Genomic DNA, 17,888 nt, shown 5'->3' with positions numbered 1-17,888 from the left:
GCCGACAGGTCCCGGGTGCGGGGGACCTGAGGTGACCGCGTCGTAGTCCGCGACGACGCACGTGTTGCTGACGAACTCCTCGCGGCGGGCATTCCGGCTCACCCGCCCGGTCGGCGGGTCCACGGTTGCGGGTCAGCGCCGGATTCGGACCGGCTTCCCCCACCCTCGAAGATGAAAAAGCGGTTCATCAGACCACGGGGCGGTCCGGTCGGTCAACGATGCGTCATATCGCCTACGCCACATCGTGACCTGCGCCCCCGTGCGGTAGCGTCCGCGATGGCCGAGTGGGGGAACCCGGTGCGAATCCGGGGCTGACGCGCAGCGGTGTGGGGCGAGTTGACGCCCCGAGCCCGGATGCCCGCCCGGCCGAGTGCCACCAGCGTCGCGCACCAGCCGCGACGGCAGCCCACGCGAACCGGGCGCGGCGGTCCCCAGACGTCGGGCTCCGCCCGAGCGCGGCCAGGGGGACGGACCGGCGCCCCCTGCCGAGGAGTCGGACCGTGCCCTTCCAGCCCACCTCCCGTACCTGTGCCACCGTGGTCGCGCTCGCGGCCGGAGCACTGCTGTTCTCCGCCGTCCCGGCGGGGGCGACCGCGACCCCCGCCCAGATCGCCACCTCCAAGACCACCGGCGTCAGCTACCTCAAGTCCCTCCAGGCGGCGGACGGTTCCTACGTCACCGGCGGCGGCCTCTCCAACGAGTGGGCCTTCAGCGCCCTCGCAGCGGCCGGCACCGCCGCCGTCGACGTCACCCCGGGCGGCGACGCGACGAAGAACGCCCGCACCGTCTACCGCAACCAACTCGCCGCCGCCACCTGGCCGAGCGCCTCGCCCGTGGTCACCGACTACGAGCGCGGCATCCTCAACTCCTATGCGGCGGGCATCGATCCGGCCCGGGTCGGCCCGGCCCGGAACCTGATCGCCGACCTGGTCGCCTACTGGCAGACCGCCGAGCCCGGCTACTACGGCCCGTCCGCCAACTTCAACGGCACCGTCTTCGGCCTGCTCGCGCTCAGCGGCGCGAAGACCCAGGGCGGCACCAAGCGCGTCCCGCAGGCCCTGCTGGACGCCTCCGTCACCGCCGTCCGGGCCAACCAGCACAACGACGGCGGCTGGAACTTCAGCAAGGCGGCGGGCAATCCGACCGCCCTCGCCCAGGGCAGCGACATCGACATGACCGGCGCCGCGATGGCCTCGCTGTGCAGCGCCGGGGTGCCGAACACCGACACCGCGATCGTGGCCGCCAAGAACTTCCTCAAGGGCAAGCTGATCGCCTCGGGCGCCTTCAACTCGATGTACGGCGCCAACACCGACTCCAACGGCTGGGCCGTCTCCGGCCTGAACGCCTGCGGCATCGGCGCGCAGAGCGCGGACTTCACCTTCAGCAGCGGCAAGACCCCGGTCGACTTCCTGATCGCCCAGCAGTTCAAGCCCGGTGGCGGCTTCAAGTACCTCTCCACCGACACCGTCCCGTCCGCCTACGCCTCGGTCGACGGCCTGCGCGCGGTGGCCGGCGGCGGCTTCACCGCCACCCCGCCCACCCCCGTCACGGCCGGCGCCCCGACCTGGGTCTCCACCGCCGCCTTCACCGCCGGCACCGCCGCCCGGCTGGCGCTGGTGGTCGACGCGGGCACCGGTACCCCGAAGGTCTGCGCCGTCACCCTGACCCCGACCGGCACCACCACGACCCTCGGCGCGGTGCTCGACGCGGCGGCCTCCGCCACTCCGGCCGGCTGCGTCACCTCGGCCACCCCGTCCAGCGGTAGCGGCACCGTCACCGAGCTCAACGGCACGACCAACGGCGGCGGTTCGACCTGGCAGGTCAGCCTGGACGGCGCCACCGCCACGGCCGCCACCCGGGCCACCGTGGTCAAGCTCGGCGACACCGTCTCGCTCCGCTACGGCAGTTGACGGTCATGCCTCCTCCGGGGCCGGCGGGCTCAGGCGCGTCGGCCCCCGGGGGGGCGATCCGGTGGTGACGGCCGTGCCGAGGGGCGGGAGTATGGTGCCGACGGAAGGCCGGACGCGGTGGGGCGGGAGGCAGCGGTGACGGGTCGGTGGGTGTGGGCGGCGGCAGCGTACGTGGCCCTGGTGGGGGTGCTGGCCGGGCTGGGCGGTCTGCGGGAGGACACCCGGTGTTACCTCGCCGCAGTGGTGCTGACCCTGCCGGCCGGGGTCGCCGCGCTGGTGGGGGTGTACGTGGCGCGCGGACTGCTGACCGGTGTCGGCGGGCTGTTCGCCCGGACCACGGGGCCGGACGGTGCGGAGGCCGGCTGGCTGACGGCGGCCGGAGTGGTGGTCAACACCGTCCTGTTCGTCCTGGCGGCGGTGGCCACCGTCCTGCTGCTGGCCCGGCTCAGCCGCCGACGGGCCCGTCCGTACCCTGCGGCCGGGCGGTCGGCACCGGGCGGGCCTCGGCGGCCGTGACCGGCTCGCCGCTGGTGACGCCGTGCAGGACGTGGGCCAGCACCTCGGCGCCGCGCACCACCCGGGGGCCGGGGCGGTTGAAGTGGGCGGGCCCGTCCAGGACCCAGACCCGGCCGTCCCGGACCGCCGGGAGGTCGGCCCAGCCGGGCAGGCCGGTCAGCAGGTGCAGTTCACGCTCGGTGCGCTCGGGCGGGAAGCCGCACGGCAGCACCAGCAGGACCTCGGGCCGGGCCTCCAGCACGGCGGTCCACTCCATCGGGCGGGTGTGCTCGCCGGGCCGGGCGAGCAGCGCCTCGCCGCCGGCCACGGCGATCTGCTCGGGCACCCAGTGCCCGGCGGGCCAGAGCGGGTCGAGCCATTCGACCGCCACCACCCGGGGGCTGGGTCGGCCAGCCACCGAGGCGGCCACCCGGTCGAGCCGGGCCCGGAGGTCGGCCGTGACCCGGGCGGCGCGCTCGGGCACGCCGAGCACCGCGCCCACCTGCTCCAGGCAGTCGAGCACCTCCGGCAGGGTCCGGGGCTCCAGGCTCAGCACCCTGGGCCCGCCGTCGAGCAGCCGCACCGCCTCGGAGACGCCGGTGTAGGAGACCGCGCACACGTCGCACAGGTCCTGGGTGAGCACCAGTTCGGGGGCCAGCTCCGCCATCCGGTCGGTGTCCAGGGTGTACAGCGAGGACCCCCGGTGCGCGGCCCCGCCCACCGCCAGCGAGATCTCACGGCTGGTCAGCCGGTCCCCGTCGAACTCCGCCCGGGTCACCACCGGCACTCCGGCGACGGTGGCGGGCGGCCAGTCGCACTCGTGGGTGCGCCCGACCAGGGCGTCGCCGAAGCCGAGGACGGCGAGGATGTCGGTGGCGGCCGGGAGCAGGGAGACGATCCGCATGCCCGGAGCCTAGTGTCCTGAGTCGGGCATTCGCTTCGGATGTCCGGCGAGGCGTTCGAGGATGTCGGGGCATCGGCGGCCTGCTGGAGACCTCCCGGGTCACCGGAGTCCTCGGCAAGCCGGCACCGTGTACCGGCACTCCGACGAGAAGGGCCGTGACCTCCAGGCCAAGTACGTGGGCGCGGCCATCACGGCGCCCTCGACCCGGCACTGGAGCGCAGCCCGCCGGGGGCCGGCCCCGTACCCCACCACACGGGACCGGTCCCCGCCCCACACCTTGCGGGACACCCTTCAGGGGGACGCGACTCCTCCGGACCGGCGCCAGGGGCATTGCATGTTCGAGATCGGTCCGGTTCGCCGGTCTTGTGATGTGGTGTCATCTCTCGTTCTGGGGACGGTTGTTCCCCGGAACGCAGTGCAGGCACGGTGCCGGCGATCATGTGGTTGTCGAGACCCATGAGAACCGAGCGAGACCGTGCCTGCCCGAGCATCACCGCCCGTGCCCGCCGGGCCGGGACACCTGACCCTCCAGAATCGCGCCGTCACCCGACAGGATGCCGCTGACCTGCGGCGCCTCCTGATCCGGGTGCCCGACCCACGCAGTCGGCGGGGGCGGCGGTATCCGATGCTCCCTCAGTTGTGCGTGGCAGCTTCGGCCGTGCCGGCCGGTGCCCGTTCCCTCATCGCGATCGGGGAGTGGACAACGGACGCCCCGCAGCGGCCCTGGAGGCCCCTCCTGCGGAGTCTTCTCCACTCCGCAGAGGACTCCACAGGAGGGGCCGACTGATCCCGCTACGTGCACTTGCGGATGGTCACCCGGCCGCCGTTCTTGGTCATCTCACTGGAGTGCGGCGCGAGACAGAGCCCCGTCCACTGGTTGGAGAAGGTGTAGGTACCGCTGATCTTGGTCGGGTTGACCGACCAGAGCTGGTTGCCCGAGTCGAAGCGGGTCTCGCAGCCCCACCACATGAGCTGGGTGTTCTGGCCGGGCGGGGTGCCGTTGTTGTAGGGGACTGTGAGGCAGTAGCCGTTGTTGTTGCGGATGGTGAAGTAGCCGTTGCTCGCCTTGACGGCGTTCCACTTCTGCGCGGCCTTGCCGTCGCAGGTGCGCTGCACCACGAGCCCGCCGTTGGGGACAGTGGGGCCGATGTCCAGGCACTTGCCGCTCAGCAGGTTCTTGTAGGGAGCCTTGCTGCCGGCCGACCACATGTCGTAGGTCTTGGTGGTCGGCGGGTTCTGTCCGCAGATGTCCCTCAGCTCCGCGTCGGTCATCTTGCGGCTCTGATACAACCAGGCGAAGGACCGGCTGGTGTCCGGCACCCGGATGACCGCGTCCTTGACGAGCTCGTTCCTGTTGCCGTCGTAGCGGGCATCGATGTCGACGACCGTCTCGATCAGCGGCTCCCTGACCTCGATCCAGCCGACGCTGCCCAGGGGGACCGCGGCGGTGTGCGTGTGGGTGTCGCTGGTGCTCCAGGTCCAGCTCCAACCGAGCTTGGGCCCGACGGAGGCCTCCCAGTCACCGAACTTCTTCTTCCCGCCGATGTCGAGGCCGAAGGAGAAGCTGGCGGAGGAGCTCTTGGTTCCGGCGACGCTCACGCTGCCGCTACCGGTGCAGCCGTAGGCGATGGGGCTCTTCCCGTTGCCGAGCGTGTCGGGCATGGTGGCCTCGCCCCATACTTGCTTCTTGCTCTTCAAGGTGAGGTAGCACTCGGGGTCCCAGTAGATGATGTCCCCGGCCTGCGTGGGCCTCGGGTCGGCGCAGTCCTCGGCCACCTGCGCGGGCGACTTGGCCGCTGCGGCCGCCGTCGGGGTCAGCGGGACTATGGATGCGGGTGCGGATGAAGCGCCATCTGTTGCAGCGGAGGCCACAGGGGCGAGCGGGCAGGCAAGGAGCAGGGCGGTAGCGAAGAAGAATGCCGCCTTCAGGCGCGAGCGGCTTTTCCATGGTGGGCGAGAAGCAATTGTCATGAACGTTAACCCTCCGTGTTGACCTGACCGCACTCCATCATTCGGGGCTTGGGCGGTCCAGGTCCGGCAGGGCAGGGGGGAGGGCCTCTTCGGGCAGAGGTCGGCCCGGTCCCGGCATCGTGCGGCCAAGCCGTCCAGCGTCGCGAACGCGGACACCGTTCTCGCCACCAGACGGGCGGACTGCAACGCCGGCCGCCGCCTGCCTGTGGCGACCGCGCACGCTGTTCCCGCCACGACGGCACTCACGTGCCGCCGGCAGTGCCGGCCTTCGGCCTGACGCAGCCGGTGACGCCCCTGAATCCCGGTGGCCAGGGGTTTGAGCCACCACAGGTCACGAAGGGTCGGCCCCGGGCGCGTACGGGTGGACCCCACGCCGTCGCCAGCACGTCGTCCAAGCTGCACTACGAGTTCTTCCAGATCTTCGCGTCGGCCTTGGGCGCTTCCTGTTCAAGGCCCGTACTGAATCGGCAGGCCGGCCGTCCCACGGGCCGACGACCGCCCGGCTCGGCGAGCGCACCTGCGGCAGCCCAGGCCTGACGAGCCGCTCGGCTGGTGTCCAGGCCCGGGACCTCCCAGTCAAGTTCGTGGCCGCCAGGCTCGGATACCCGCTCACCACCTAGGGGACGCGATCCGTCCGGACCGGCCCCACCCCACGCCACACGGGACCGGTCCACCCACACACCTTGCGGGACCACCTTTGGAAGACTGACGAAGATCTTGGTGTGATCGGGTCAGCTGCCGTCAGGCGGTGGCCCCGATCTGCCAAGTGGTGCCGTTGTGAGTGAGTCCGAGGTTGATCAGGGTCCGGAGGTTGAGGGCGGCGGCGCGAGTGTGGAGCCAGGCGACAGCGCGTTCGACCGGTGGGCGCCGGCGACGGTAAGCGAGCTGCCGGTTCGGGTCGCTCGCGGCCCGGCGCGCTGCGGCCATGAGGTGGTGCGGCGCACCGGGACTTCGCAGGATCCGCAGCTTCGCAGCTCCGGGATGGTCGGAATCCGCACAGTGGCCTGCTCGACCGGGGACGGGGGCGGGGGAATGCTGGACGGCGTCGGCCCGTCCGCAGTGATCTCACCGAGGAGCCCCGTGATCGAGCACAGTGTCCGCGTCCACCCGAGTGCGAAGGCCCTGCCCCGGGAGGAGCAACTGGCCTGGAAGCTGGCGGCGGTGGCCTCCGCCACCGGCGAGCCGGAGGCCGAGCCGGCCGCGATGGTGGCCAACCGGGTGATCGACAACGCGTCCGTCGCCGTCGGTTCGCTGCTGCGCCGCCCGGTGGCGGTGGCCCGGGCCCAGGCCACCGCCCACCCGGCCCCCGGCACTGACGGCGGCGGGTCGGTGTCCGGCGGGTCGGTGTTCGGCAGCACGGTGCGGGTCTCCCCGGAGTGGGCGGCCTGGGCCAACGGCACGGCGGTGCGCGAACTCGACTTCCACGACACCTTCCTGGCCGCCGACTACTCCCACCCGGGCGACAACGTCCCGCCGCTGCTGGCGGTCGCCCAGCACACCGGCCGTAGCGGCGCGGACCTGCTGCGCGGGATCACCGCCGCCTACGAGGTGCACGTGGCGCTGGTGCGCGGCATCTGCCTGCACGCCCACCGGATCGACCACGTGGCCCACCTGAGCGCGGCCACCGCCTGCGGGCTGGGCGCGCTGCTCGGGCTGCCGACCGAGGTGACGTACCAGGCGGTGCAACAGGCGGTGCACACCACCACCGCGACCCGGCAGTCCCGCAAGGGCGAGATCTCCAGCTGGAAGGCGTTCGCCCCGGCCTTCGCGGGCAAGGCGGCGATCGAGGCGGTGGACCGGGCGATGCGCGGCGAGGGCTCGCCCTCGCCCGTCTACGAAGGCGAGGACGGCTTCCTGGCTTGGCTGCTGGACGGCCCCGACTCGGCCTACACCGTCTCGCTGCCCGCCGAGGGCGAGCCGCGCCGGGCGATCCTGGACACCTACACCAAGGAGCACTCCGCCGAGTACCAGGCCCAGGCGGTCATCGACCTGGCCCGCCGGATGCGCGGCCGCCTGGGCCCGCTGGAGCGGGTGCGCTCGGTGGTGCTGCACACCAGCCACCACACCCACCAGGTGATCGGCTCCGGGGCGAACGACCCGCAGAAGTACGACCCCGCCGCCAGCCGGGAGACCCTGGACCACTCGATCCCCTACATCCTGGCCGTCGCCCTGGAGGACGGCGGCTGGCACCACGAGCGCTCCTACGCCCCCGAACGCGCCAACCGGCCCGAGACGGTCGCGCTCTGGCGGAAGGTCAGCACGGTGGAGGACGCCGAGTGGACCCGCCGCTACCACCACCCCGACCCGGAGCGGCGGGCGTTCGGCGGCCGGGTGGTGGTCACCCTGGAGGACGGCACCGTGGTCGAGGACGAGCTGGCCGTCGCCGACGCCCACCCGGCCGGCGCCCGCCCGTTCGACCGGCCCGCCTACCGGGCCAAGTTCACCACCCTCACCGAGGGGATCGTCAGCCCCGCGGACCGGGACCGCTTCCTGGCGGCGGCCGAGGGGCTCGGCGAGCTGACGGCCGGTCAGCTGCACCTGCTCTTCCCGGCCGTGGACACCGAGGCCGTCCGGGCCTTCGACGCGACCCTCCCGAAGGGCCTGTTCTGATGCTGCACACCCGCACCACGCCCGCCCAGCGCCGCCGCGCCCTGCGCGAACGCCTCGCCACCGGGCGGCTGTTGACCGTCCCCGGCGCGGTCAACCCGCTCTCCGCCCGGCTGATCCAGGACACCGGCTTCGAGGCCGCCTACCTCTCCGGCGCCGTCCTGGCCGCCGACCTCGGCCTGCCGGACATCGGCCTGACCACCGCCACCGAGATCGCCGCCCGGGCCCAGCAGACCACCCGGGCCACCGACCTGCCGGTGCTGGTCGACGCCGACACCGGCTTCGGCGAGCCGATGAACGCGGCCCGCACCGTCCAGCTGATGGAGGACGCCGGCCTGGCCGGCCTGCACCTGGAGGACCAGGTCAACCCCAAGCGCTGCGGCCACCTGGACGGCAAGACGGTGGTGGAGCGCGACGCGATGGTGCGCCGGCTGCGGGCCGCCGTGGACGCACGGCGCGATCCGGACTTCCTGCTGATGGCCCGCACCGACGCCCGGGCGGTCGAGGGCCTGGCCGCCGCGATCGACCGCGCCAAGGCGTACGTGGACGCCGGAGCCGACGCCGTCTTCCCCGAAGCGCTGGCCGACGAGCGGGAGTTCGAGGCGTTCCGCAAGGCGGTGGACGTGCCCCTGCTCGCCAACATGACCGAGTACGGCAAGGGCCCGCTGCTCGACGCCCGCACCCTGGCCGACCTCGGCTACGACATCGCGCTCTACCCCGTCACGCTGTTCCGCCTGGCGATGGGCGCGGTCGAGGACGGCCTGCGCACCCTGGCCGCCGAGGGCACCCAGGAGTCCCTGCTGCCCCGGATGCAGACCCGCTCCCGGCTCTACGAACTCCTCGGCTACGCCGACTACACGGCCTTCGACTCGGCCGTCCACGACTTCACCCTCCCGCCCGGCCACTGACCCACCGGAGGCACCCCCTGATGACCGAGATCCACCGCGGCCTGGCCGGCGTCGTCGCCGACAGCACCGAGATCTCCACCGTGATCCAGGAGACCAACTCCCTGACCTACCGGGGCTACCCCGTCCAGGAGTTGGCCGCCCACCGCACCTTCGAGGAGACCACCCACCTGCTCTGGCACGGCGAACTCCCCAGCCCCACCGAGCTGGTGGACTTCCAGGCCCGGGAGCGCGCACTGCGCCCGCTCGGGCGCAGCACCGCCGAGCTGCTGGCCCGGCTGCCCGAGACCTGCCACCCGATGGACGTGCTGCGCACCGCCGTGAGCCTGTTCGGGGCGGAGGATCCGACCGAGGACGACGGCCGCCCCGCCTCCCTCCAGGCCAAGTCCCTCGCCCTGCTGGCCAGGCTGCCCACGGTGGTGGCCGCCGACCAGCGCCGCCGCCGGGGCCTGGCCCCGATCGCGCCGGACCCCTCGCTCGGCTACGCGGACAACTTCTTCCACATGTGCTTCGGCACGGTGCCCGCCCCCGAGGTGGTCCGCTGCTTCGAGGTCTCCCTGGTGCTCTACGCCGAGCACAGCTTCAACGCCTCCACCTTCACCGCCCGGGTGGTCACCTCCACCCTCTCCGACCTCTACAGCGCCGTCACCGCCGCCATCGGCGCCCTCAAGGGCCCGCTGCACGGCGGTGCCAACGAGGCGGTGATGCACATGCTGGAGGAGATCGACGAGCCCTCGGCGGCGGCGGACTGGCTCGACCGGGCGCTGGCGGGCAGGCGCAGGATCATGGGTTTCGGCCACCGCGTCTACAAGGACGGCGACTCCCGCGTCCCGATCATGCAGGCCGCCCTGGACGACCTCGTCGCCCGCAGCACCGACCCCGACACCGCCCGGCTGGCCGCCCTGCACACCGCACTGCGCGAGGCGATGGTCGAACGCAAGGGCATCCACCCCAACCTCGACTACCCCGCCGGCCTCGCCTACCACCTGATGGGCTTCGACACCCCGGTCTTCACCCCGCTGTTCGTGATGAGCCGGATCACCGGCTGGACCGCCCACATCACCGAGCAGCTCACCCACAACGCGCTGATCCGCCCGCTCGCCGCCTACGACGGCCCGGCCCAACGCCCCGTCCCGGCCTGAGCGGAGCGGGCGGGCGCGCCGGCCCGACTCAGCCGGCCGCCGGGCCCGTGGCGTCGCCGAGGACGGCGTACGGGACCCGGCCGCGCCGGTCCGGGTCGACCAGCAGGCGCTCACCGGCCGGCGGACGGGCCCGCTGCGCGCAGTCCCGGCGTTCGCAGATCCGGCAGCCGAGCCCGATCGGCGTCGCGGCGGCCGGGGCGTCGACCGCCACGCCCTCCGCGTAGACCAGGCGGTGGGCGTGGCGCAGTTCGCAGCCGAGCGCGACGGCGAACTCGCTGCGTGGCGCGCGGTGCCCGTAGCCGCCGTGGGTGACGGTCCGGGCGATCCAGAAGTAGCGCTTGCCGTCGGGCATTTCGGCGACCTGGGTGAGGATCCGGCCGGGGGAGGAGAACGCCTCGTAGACCGTCCAGAGCGGGCAGGTGCCGCCGAGGCGGGAGAAGTGGAAGTCGGTGGCGGACTGCCGCTTGGAGATGTTGCCCGCCCGGTCGGCGCGCAGGAAGGAGAACGGCACGCCGCGCCGGCCCGGGCGCTGGAGGGTGCTCAGCCGGTGGCAGACCGTCTCGAAGCCGACGCCGAAGCGTGCCCCGAGCAGGTCGATGTCGTAGCGCAGCTCCTCGGCGGCGGCGTGGAAGGCGCCGTAGGGCATGAGCAGCGCGCCGGCGAAGTAGGTGGCCAGGCCGATCCGCACCAGGGCGGCGGCCTGCGGGGAGGTGAGGTCGGGCTCGGCCGCCGCCACCAGGGAGTCGAGCAGCGGGCGGTGCTCCAACAGGGCCAGCTGGGTGGCGAGTTGGAACGAGCGGCGGCCGTCGGTCAGCCACGGTGACAGGTGCAGGGTGGCGGTGGCCGGGTCGAAGTGCCGCAGGTCGGTGCTCCAGCGGGGGTCGGCGTCGGCCACCCGGACGCCGTGCCGCTCGGCGAGCCGGGCGGTCAGGGCGGCGGCGGTGCGCCCGGCGGTGGGTGTCGCGAGCTCCTGCGCGGCCCGCTCCGCGGCCTCGTCCAGCGGTGCGATGTGGTTGTGGTGGGCGTAGAAGAAGTCCCGTACCTCGTCGTGCGGTTCGGCCGGCCGCAGCCCGGCGTCGCTGCCGCTGCCGGACTCGTCGAGGTCGGCGACGCGTGCCACCGCCGCCCGGTAGCTCCGGTGCAGGGCGACCAGCGCCCGGGCCAGTTCGGGGTGGTCCCGGCTGACCTCGGCGATCTCCTCGGCCGGCACGGTGCCGCCGCAGACCTCGTCGGCCAGCGCGGTGCGCAGGTCGGTGCCCAGCCGCTCCTCGGCGGCCTCGGAGAAGAACTCCGGGCCGACCCCGAACACGTCGGAGATCCGCAGCAGCACGGCCGCGGTGAGCGGGCGCTGGCTGTGCTCGATCTGGTTGAGGTAGCTGCTGGAGATGCCCAGCTCCCGGGCCAGCTCGACCTGGTTCATGCCGTGCTCGCGGCGCAGCCGGCGCAGCTTGGCATGGGCGAAGACCTTCCGCCCGGCCGGACGGGTCATGGTGCCACCGTTCCTCTCCCAGTCACCCGGACCCGGCGAAGGTACCACCGTCGCCGGTTCGCACGATTCGCAAGAACCGCAGGTCAGTTGCGGTTTCTCCGCACGGCCGCCGCGACCCGCACCGCGTCCGCCACCGCGCCCACCTCGTGCACCCGCACCGCCCAGGCGCCCTGCGCCGCCGCCAGCACGGCGGTGGCCGCCGTCGCGTCGTCACGCTGCCGGGCGGGCCGCAGTTCCCCCGTCGCCGGGTCGGCCAGCAGCTCCCCGAGGAAGCGCTTGCGGGAGGGGCCGACCAGCACCGGCCGCCCGAGTGCCGACCAGGCGTCGAGAGCGGCCAGCAGCGCCCAGTCGTCCGGGCGGCTCTTGGCGAAGCCGAGGCCGGGGTCGACGATCACCTGGTCCGGGTCGACCCCGTCGGCCACCACCGCCTCCAGCTGCCGTCCCACCTCGGCGACCACCTCCGGGACCACGTCCCGGTAGCGGGCCAGCTCGTCCATCCCCGCTGACGGGCCGCGCCAGTGCATGAGGACGAACGGCACCCCGGCTCGCCCGACCGCCTTCGCCATGCCCGCGTCCGCCCGGCCGCCGCTGACGTCGTTGACGATCCGGGCGCCCGCATCCACCGCCGCCTCGGCCACCTCGGCCCGCATGGTGTCGATGCTCACCAGCACGCCCTGGCGGGCCAGCCCCCGCACCACCGGGACGACCCGGGCCAGTTCCTCGGCGAGCGGCACCCGGCGGGCGCCCGGGCGGGTCGACTCCCCACCGACGTCCACGATGTCGGCGCCCCGGGCCGCCAGCGCGAGCCCGTGCTCGACTGCCCGGCCCGGGTCCAGCCAGCTGCCGCCGTCCGAGAACGAGTCGGGTGTGACGTTGAGGATTCCCATCACCGCGCAGCGGTCCCAGACGGGAAGGCCGCGAAGGCCGTGGTTCTGTCTTTCCATCCCACCATTGTGCCGTCTCCGCCGGGTGGCCGAATACGTCCTTTCGAACCCCGGAGCGGACACCGGGGGATTCCCCAGCGGACAATCCCGTATCACTGGGTGGACTCCTCGGTACGCAAATGCAGACCTCCGTATAGCCTCGCGCCATGACACTGGGAACTCCCTCCGTCCGCACCGACCGGGCGGCGACCGTACACGATCTGCTGGCGACCGGACGGCGTTCCTTCTCGTTCGAGTTCATGCCCCCGCGCAACGCCGAGGCCGAATCCGGTCTGTGGAACGCGATCCGCCGGCTGGAGGCGCTGGCCCCGACCTTCGTGTCGGTGACCTACGGCGCCGGCGGCTCCACCCGGGAGCGCACGGTCAACGTCACCGGGCGCATCGCCCAGGAGACCACCCTCACCCCCGCCGCCCACCTGACCGCCGTCGACCACAGCGTGGCCGAGCTGCGGAACATCCTCGGCCACTACGCCGATCAGGGCGTCCGCAACGTCCTGGCGCTGCGCGGCGACCCGCCGGGTGACCCGCTGGGCCCGTGGACCCGGCACCCCGACGGGGTCGAGTACGCCGCCGACCTGGTGCGGCTGGTGAAGGAGTCGGGCGACTTCTGCGTCGGGGTGGCGGCCTTCCCGGAGATGCACCCGCGTTCGGCCGACTGGGACGCGGAGATCCGCCACTTCCTGGAGAAGTGGCGGGCCGGTGCGGATTACGCGATCACCCAGATGTTCTTCGAGGTCGACAGTTACCTCCGATTCCGTGACCGGCTCCAGCGGGCCGGATGCGACATTCCGGTGATTCCGGAAATCATGCCGGTGACCACGATCCGGTCGCTCAACAGAATTCCCGAGCTGAGTACAGCGGCGATTCCGCAGGAATTCGCCGCGCGCATGAACGACCGTCGGGACGACCCCGCCGCGGTGCGTGCCACCGGTATCGAGCAGGCCACCGAGATGTGCCGCCGGCTCCTCGCCGAAGGCGTTCCGGGGCTGCATTTCATGACCATGAACTTCTCCACGGTCACGACCGAGATCTACCAGAACCTCGGCCTGCCCACCGCCGCCGCGTGACCCCGGGGCCCACCGCACTGACGCTTCGTCAGGGGTGGGCCCCGGCTCACGCCACCCGGTCGCCGTCCGGTGGGTCCGGCTCCGCCAGTGCCTCGGTGAGCGCCTGCTGGAGCATCCGGACCCGCGCGGCCAGTGCCCCGGCCTGCCGGCGACTGACCAGCAGTGCGGTGTACTCCCGCTCGGGGACGGCGACGAGCACCTGCCCGTCCACCCGTATCCGCAGCGGTTCGGACTTCTTCGCCATGCCCGGTCTCCCGTCTGCCGGGCCGGGGCCGCCGGTCACCCGGCAGCCCCGGCAGTGCGGTCGGCACACCGCCGGGGTGGAGGCGCAGTGGCGACGCGTCCACCCCGGCGGTGCGGGTCAGCCGGCCAGCTCGGCGCGGACCACCTTGGCGGCCTCGACCAGGCTCTCCAGCGAGGCCCGGGTCTCGGGCCAGGCGCGGGTCTTCAGGCCGCAGTCGGGGTTGACCCACAGGCGCTCGGCCGGGATGGCGGCGAGCCCGGCGCGCAGCAGCGCGGCGGCCTCCTCGGTGCTGGGCACCCGGGGGGAGTGGATGTCGTACACACCGGGGCCGACCTCGCGGGGGTAGCCGGCGTCGGTCAGCTCGTGGGCGACCTCCATGTGCGAGCGGGCCGCCTCCAGCGAGATGACGTCCGCGTCGAGGTCGTCGATCGCGGGCAGGATCGCGCCGAACTCGGCGTAGCACATGTGGGTGTGGATCTGGGTGTCCGCCCGGACCCCGGCGGTGGTGAGGCGGAACGCCTCGGTGGCCCAGGCCAGGTAGGCGGGGCGCTCGGCCTCCCGCAGCGGCAGGGTCTCGCGCAGCGCGGGCTCGTCCACCTGGATCACGGCGGCCCCGGCGGCCTCCAGGTCGGTGACCTCGTCGCGCAGGGCGAGGGCGACCTGGCGGGCGGTGTCGCCGAGCGGCTGGTCGTCGCGGACGAAGGACCAGGCGAGCATGGTGACCGGGCCGGTGAGCATGCCCTTGACCGGACGCTCCGTCAGCGACTGGGCGTAGCGCTGCCACTCGACGGTCATCGGCGTGGGGCGGGAGATGTCGCCGGCCAGCACCGGCGGCCGGACGTAGCGCGTGCCGTAGGACTGCACCCACCCCTGCTGGGTGGCCAGGTAGCCGGTGAGCTGCTCGGCGAAGTACTGCACCATGTCGTTGCGCTCGGGCTCGCCGTGCACCAGCACGTCCAGCCCGGCCTTCTCCTGGTACTCGATGACCTCGCGGACCTCGTCCTCCATCCGCTCCTGGTAGGCCGCGGCGTCGATCCGGCCGGCCCGCAGGTCGGCCCGGGCGACGCGGAGCTCGGTGGTCTGCGGGAAGGAGCCGATGGTGGTGGTGGGCAGCAGCGGCAGCTCCAGCCGGGCGCGCTGGGCGACGGCCCGCTCCGGGTAGGCCTGGGCACGGTGGGCGTCGGCCTCGGTGGTGGCCGCGACCCGGGCCCGGACGGCGGGGTCGTGGGTGATCGGGGAGGTGGCGCGGGAGGCCAGATCGGCCCGGTTGGCGGCGAGTTGGGGGGCGATGGTGTCGGTGCCCTCGCGCAGGCCGCGGGCCAGCAGGGCGACCTCGGCGGCCTTCTGGCGGGCGAAGGCCAGCCAGCGGGCGATCTGCGGGTCGAGGTCGCGCTCGGCGGCGGCGTCGATCGGCACGTGCAGCAGCGAGCAGGAGGCGGCGATGTCCACCCGGTCGGCCAGGCCGAGCAGGGTGGCCAGGGTGGTGAGGGACTTCTCCAGGTCGTTGATCCAGATGTTGCGGCCGTCCACCACCCCGGCCACCAGGCGCTTGCCGGGCAGGCCGCCGGCGGCGGCGAGGTCGTCCAGGTTGGCGGCGGCCGGGCCGGTGAAGTCCAGCGCGACGCCCTCGATCGGTGCCTTGGCGAGCACCTTGAGTGCCTCGCCCGCCCGGTCGAAGTAGGTGGCGGCCAGGATCCTCGGGCGGTCGGCGAGGGCGCCGAGATCGCGGAACACCCGGGTGGCGGCGTTGAGTTCGGCCGGGGTGCGGTCCTGCACCAGGGCGGGCTCGTCCAGCTGGACCCACTCGGCGCCGGCCGCCTTCAGGGCGGCCAGCAGCTCGGCGTACACCGGCAGCAGGCGGTCCAGCAGGGTGATCGGCTGGAAGTCGGCGGCCACGCCCGGGGCGGGCTTGGCCAGCAGCAGGTAGGTCAGCGGGCCGAGCAGCACCGGGCGGGCCTTGTGGCCGAGGGCGAGCGCCTCGCGCAGCTCGCCGACCGCCTTCTCGGGGTTGGCGGTGAAGACCGTGTCCGGGCCCAACTCCGGCACCAGGTAGTGGTAGTTGGTGTCGAACCACTTGGTCATCTCCAGCGGCGCGACGTCCTGGGTGCCGCGTGCCATGGCGAAGTAGCCGTCCAGCGCGTCGGCCTCCACGGCCGCGCGGTGGCGGGCCGGGATCGCACCGACGGCGACCGTGGTGTCCAGCACGTGGTCGTAGAACGAGAAGTCTCCGGTGGGCACTTCGGTGAGGCCGGCCCCGGCGAGCTGGCGCCAGTTGGTGCACCGCAGTTCGGCGGCGGTGGCGTGCAGGGCAGCGGCACTGACGGTGCCCTTCCAGTACCCCTCGATCGCCTTCTTCAGCTCCCGGCCCTGGCCCTGCCGGGGGTAGCCGTACACGGTGGCCTGCGGGCCGGTGGAACTCGTGGTCACGGAACTCTCCTTCGCGAGTCGCGCTGCGATCCCGGGAGAGCGCGCGGGCGAGGAGGTACGACAGCCGGGGCGCGGCACCAGGATGTGCCCGCCCGTTCCGCCGACCCGCCCACGAGGTCACCGAGATCACCGCGTGCGGGGTGCACGCGGGCAGTGGCAGGTCTTCGGACTCGCGGGCCCGCCCGGTCTCGATCGATCGAGGGCCGGGCACCTACTGGCCGTCGCTTCCCGGGTCCGGTACGGACCCAGTGCGTGTGACGGCGGTCGTTCCCACTCACCGCTGCGGGGCAGTCCCGGAATGGCCTGATGGACGGCGTCACCGGGTTCCCTCTTACGACGCTCCTGCCTGGCGGACAGGGCGAACCAGCTGCGGGGCACAGCCTAGGCCCTCGGGCGGGGCGCGTCATGGACGTCCGCATGTCGGATGCCCGGGTGAGACGCCGGCCCGGGGCCGGGCCGACGGCTCCTCCGGGCGGCCCGGGACCACGGTCCCCCTCCGGCGCCCCGGCCGGAGCAGGCTCCCGGCGGCGTTCTCGTCCTCGGCGCCGACGAGTTGACGGCCCCTCGGCTGATCTTCTGGGAGAGCGCCGGGGACGGCCCCGGCGCACCGGACCACCGAGGAGCCCCCGTGAACCAGCACGCACCGCAGCACCCCGCCCAGCCCCGCCGGGGCGGCGCCCGCCTCGGGGTGGCGGCGGCCGTGGCCGCCACCGTCGCGGCCGGTGTCCTGACCCCCGCCGCCTCCGCCGCCCCGCGCCCGGACGTCGTGCAGCAGCGCCTCGACGCCCTGGTCGCGAAGGACGGCGTGCCCGCCGCGCTGGCCACCGTCAAGGGCCGCGACGGCCGCACCCGCACCTACACCGCCGGGGTCGGCGACGCGGTCACCAAGTCCCGGGTGCCGGTGGACGGCCAGCTGCGGATCGGCAGCAACTCCAAGGCGTTCACCGCCGTCGTGGTGCTCCAGCTGGTCGCCGAGGGCAAGGTCGGCCTGGACCGCCCGGTCGAGACCTACCTGCCCGGCCTGGTGCGCGGGGACGGCATCGACGGCCGGAAGATCACCGTCCGTCAGCTGCTCCAGCACACCAGCGGCCTGCCGGAGTACGTGAACCAGGCCGCCGCCCTGAACGACCCGAAGCGCTACTACGAGCCGCGTGAACTCCTGGACACCGCGCTGGCGCAGAAGGCGCACTTCGCCCCCGGTGCCGGCTGGGAGTACAACAACACCAACTTCCTGCTGGCCGGCCTGATCATCCAGAAGGTCACCGGGCGCCCGCTCGGTGAGGAGATCGGCAAGCGGATCGTCGACCGGATCGGCCTGCGCCACACCTACTTCCCCAAGCCCGGCGACACCACGATCCGGGAGGCCCACCCGAAGGGCTACCAGCGCGGGGCGGACGGATCGCTGCGCGAGTACACCGAACTGGACCCGTCCTGGGGTTGGGCCGCCGGTGCGATGATCTCGACCAACACCGACGTCACCCGGTTCTACACCGCCCTCCTGACGGGGCGTCTGCTGCCCGCCGCCCAGCTGGCCGAGATGCGCACCACCGTCGCCGCCGACCAGGTCGGCCCCGGCGTCCGCTACGGCCTGGGCCTGGTCAGCCGCCCGCTCTCCTGCGGCGGCGTCGCCTGGGGCCACGGGGGGACCATCCCGGGCTACGACACCGCCGGCGGCGTCACCGAGGACGGCCGCGCCGTGAACATCGCCGTCACCACCATCCCGGACGCCGCCACCGCCAAGCACATCGAGGAGGCGGTCGACGCGGCGCTCTGCCGCTGACCC

The 17,888-nt window shown here is 73.3% G+C and carries 13 protein-coding genes and 3 riboswitches; of the genes, 7 read left to right on the top strand and 6 right to left on the bottom strand.

Features of this window, described 5'->3' with window-relative positions:
* Positions 1 to 65: 65 nt before the first annotated feature.
* A riboswitch (cobalamin riboswitch) is annotated at positions 66 to 212 on the bottom strand.
* 75 nt (positions 213 to 287) lie between these two features.
* A riboswitch (cobalamin riboswitch) is annotated at positions 288 to 360 on the top strand.
* Positions 361 to 482: 122 nt separating this feature from the next.
* On the top strand, positions 483 to 1,910 hold the full coding sequence (locus tag ACIRBX_RS24055) for a hypothetical protein (RefSeq protein ID WP_402299876.1): 1,428 nt from the start codon (positions 483 to 485) through the stop codon (positions 1,908 to 1,910).
* A 135-nt stretch (positions 1,911 to 2,045) separates the two neighbouring features.
* Complete coding sequence (locus ACIRBX_RS24050) at positions 2,046 to 2,426, top strand: hypothetical protein (protein WP_402299305.1); 381 nt, start codon at positions 2,046 to 2,048, stop codon at positions 2,424 to 2,426.
* On the opposite strand, the gene ACIRBX_RS24045 is transcribed toward ACIRBX_RS24050, so the two are convergent.
* Complete coding sequence (locus tag ACIRBX_RS24045; RefSeq protein WP_402299303.1) at positions 2,356 to 3,309, bottom strand: cobalamin-binding protein; 954 nt, start codon at positions 3,307 to 3,309, stop codon at positions 2,356 to 2,358. The genes ACIRBX_RS24050 and ACIRBX_RS24045 overlap by 71 nt on opposite strands.
* Positions 3,310 to 4,101: 792 nt before the next feature.
* Positions 4,102 to 5,085, bottom strand: coding sequence for an RICIN domain-containing protein (locus ACIRBX_RS24040; protein WP_402299301.1), 984 nt, complete (start codon positions 5,083 to 5,085; stop codon positions 4,102 to 4,104).
* A 1,275-nt stretch (positions 5,086 to 6,360) separates the two neighbouring features.
* On the opposite strand from ACIRBX_RS24040, the gene ACIRBX_RS24035 reads away from it, so the two are divergent.
* From ACIRBX_RS24035 to ACIRBX_RS24025, 3 genes are read left to right on the top strand one after another with little or no spacing between them, the layout of a single operon-like run.
* Positions 6,361 to 7,890, top strand: a complete 1,530-nt coding sequence (locus ACIRBX_RS24035) for an MmgE/PrpD family protein (protein ID WP_402299299.1) — start codon at positions 6,361 to 6,363, stop codon at positions 7,888 to 7,890.
* On the top strand, positions 7,890 to 8,795 hold the full coding sequence (prpB, locus tag ACIRBX_RS24030) for a methylisocitrate lyase (protein WP_402299297.1): 906 nt from the start codon (positions 7,890 to 7,892) through the stop codon (positions 8,793 to 8,795). The genes ACIRBX_RS24035 and prpB overlap by 1 nt, the downstream gene beginning before the upstream one ends.
* Before the next feature lie 20 nt (positions 8,796 to 8,815).
* Positions 8,816 to 9,934, top strand: coding sequence for a bifunctional 2-methylcitrate synthase/citrate synthase (locus ACIRBX_RS24025; protein WP_402299295.1), 1,119 nt, complete (start codon positions 8,816 to 8,818; stop codon positions 9,932 to 9,934).
* A 28-nt stretch (positions 9,935 to 9,962) separates the two neighbouring features.
* Here ACIRBX_RS24025 and ACIRBX_RS24020 read toward each other — a convergent pair whose 3' ends face one another.
* Positions 9,963 to 11,423 (bottom strand): short-chain fatty acyl-CoA regulator family protein, encoded by a 1,461-nt coding sequence (locus ACIRBX_RS24020; protein ID WP_402299293.1) that lies wholly within the window; start codon positions 11,421 to 11,423, stop codon positions 9,963 to 9,965.
* An 83-nt stretch (positions 11,424 to 11,506) separates the two neighbouring features.
* Positions 11,507 to 12,367 carry a dihydropteroate synthase gene (gene folP / locus ACIRBX_RS24015; RefSeq protein ID WP_402299291.1) on the bottom strand — a complete coding sequence of 287 codons (861 nt, stop codon included), beginning with the start codon at positions 12,365 to 12,367 and terminating at the stop codon, positions 11,507 to 11,509.
* 146 nt (positions 12,368 to 12,513) lie between these two features.
* Between folP and metF the strand changes: the two genes are divergently transcribed.
* Complete coding sequence (metF, locus tag ACIRBX_RS24010; protein ID WP_402299289.1) at positions 12,514 to 13,434, top strand: methylenetetrahydrofolate reductase [NAD(P)H]; 921 nt, start codon at positions 12,514 to 12,516, stop codon at positions 13,432 to 13,434.
* 46 nt (positions 13,435 to 13,480) lie between these two features.
* Here the strand turns inward: metF and ACIRBX_RS24005 are convergent, their stop codons facing one another.
* Both ACIRBX_RS24005 and metE read right to left on the bottom strand, forming a co-directional pair.
* Positions 13,481 to 13,678 carry a hypothetical protein gene (locus ACIRBX_RS24005; RefSeq protein ID WP_402299287.1) on the bottom strand — a complete coding sequence of 66 codons (198 nt, stop codon included), beginning with the start codon at positions 13,676 to 13,678 and terminating at the stop codon, positions 13,481 to 13,483.
* Between the two features lie 117 nt (positions 13,679 to 13,795).
* A complete protein-coding gene (gene metE / locus ACIRBX_RS24000; protein ID WP_402299285.1) occupies positions 13,796 to 16,105 on the bottom strand; it encodes a 5-methyltetrahydropteroyltriglutamate--homocysteine S-methyltransferase in 2,310 nt (769 codons plus the stop codon).
* Positions 16,106 to 16,259: 154 nt separating this feature from the next.
* A riboswitch (cobalamin riboswitch) is annotated at positions 16,260 to 16,471 on the bottom strand.
* 262 nt (positions 16,472 to 16,733) lie between these two features.
* Here metE and ACIRBX_RS23995 point away from each other — a divergent pair.
* Positions 16,734 to 17,885: a serine hydrolase domain-containing protein gene (locus tag ACIRBX_RS23995; RefSeq protein WP_402299283.1), complete on the top strand. Its 1,152-nt coding sequence runs from the start codon at positions 16,734 to 16,736 to the stop codon at positions 17,883 to 17,885.
* The last annotated feature ends 3 nt before the right edge of the window (positions 17,886 to 17,888 follow it).

The organism is Kitasatospora sp. NPDC096147 (assembly GCF_044763225.1).
In the GTDB taxonomy this organism is placed as follows: domain Bacteria; phylum Actinomycetota; class Actinomycetes; order Streptomycetales; family Streptomycetaceae; genus Kitasatospora.
This window is presented reverse-complemented; position numbering and strand designations above follow the sequence as displayed.

Coding starts and splice junctions, on each gene's coding strand:
- ACIRBX_RS24045 (WP_402299303.1), bottom strand. CDS start 3,309: ATGCGGATCGTCTCCCTGCTCCCGGCCGCCACCGACATCCTCGCCGTC.
- prpB (WP_402299297.1), top strand. CDS start 7,890: ATGCTGCACACCCGCACCACGCCCGCCCAGCGCCGCCGCGCCCTGCGC.
- ACIRBX_RS24025 (WP_402299295.1), top strand. CDS start 8,816: ATGACCGAGATCCACCGCGGCCTGGCCGGCGTCGTCGCCGACAGCACC.
- ACIRBX_RS24020 (WP_402299293.1), bottom strand. CDS start 11,423: ATGACCCGTCCGGCCGGGCGGAAGGTCTTCGCCCATGCCAAGCTGCGC.
- folP (WP_402299291.1), bottom strand. CDS start 12,367: ATGGAAAGACAGAACCACGGCCTTCGCGGCCTTCCCGTCTGGGACCGC.
- metF (WP_402299289.1), top strand. CDS start 12,514: ATGACACTGGGAACTCCCTCCGTCCGCACCGACCGGGCGGCGACCGTA.
- ACIRBX_RS24005 (WP_402299287.1), bottom strand. CDS start 13,678: ATGGCGAAGAAGTCCGAACCGCTGCGGATACGGGTGGACGGGCAGGTG.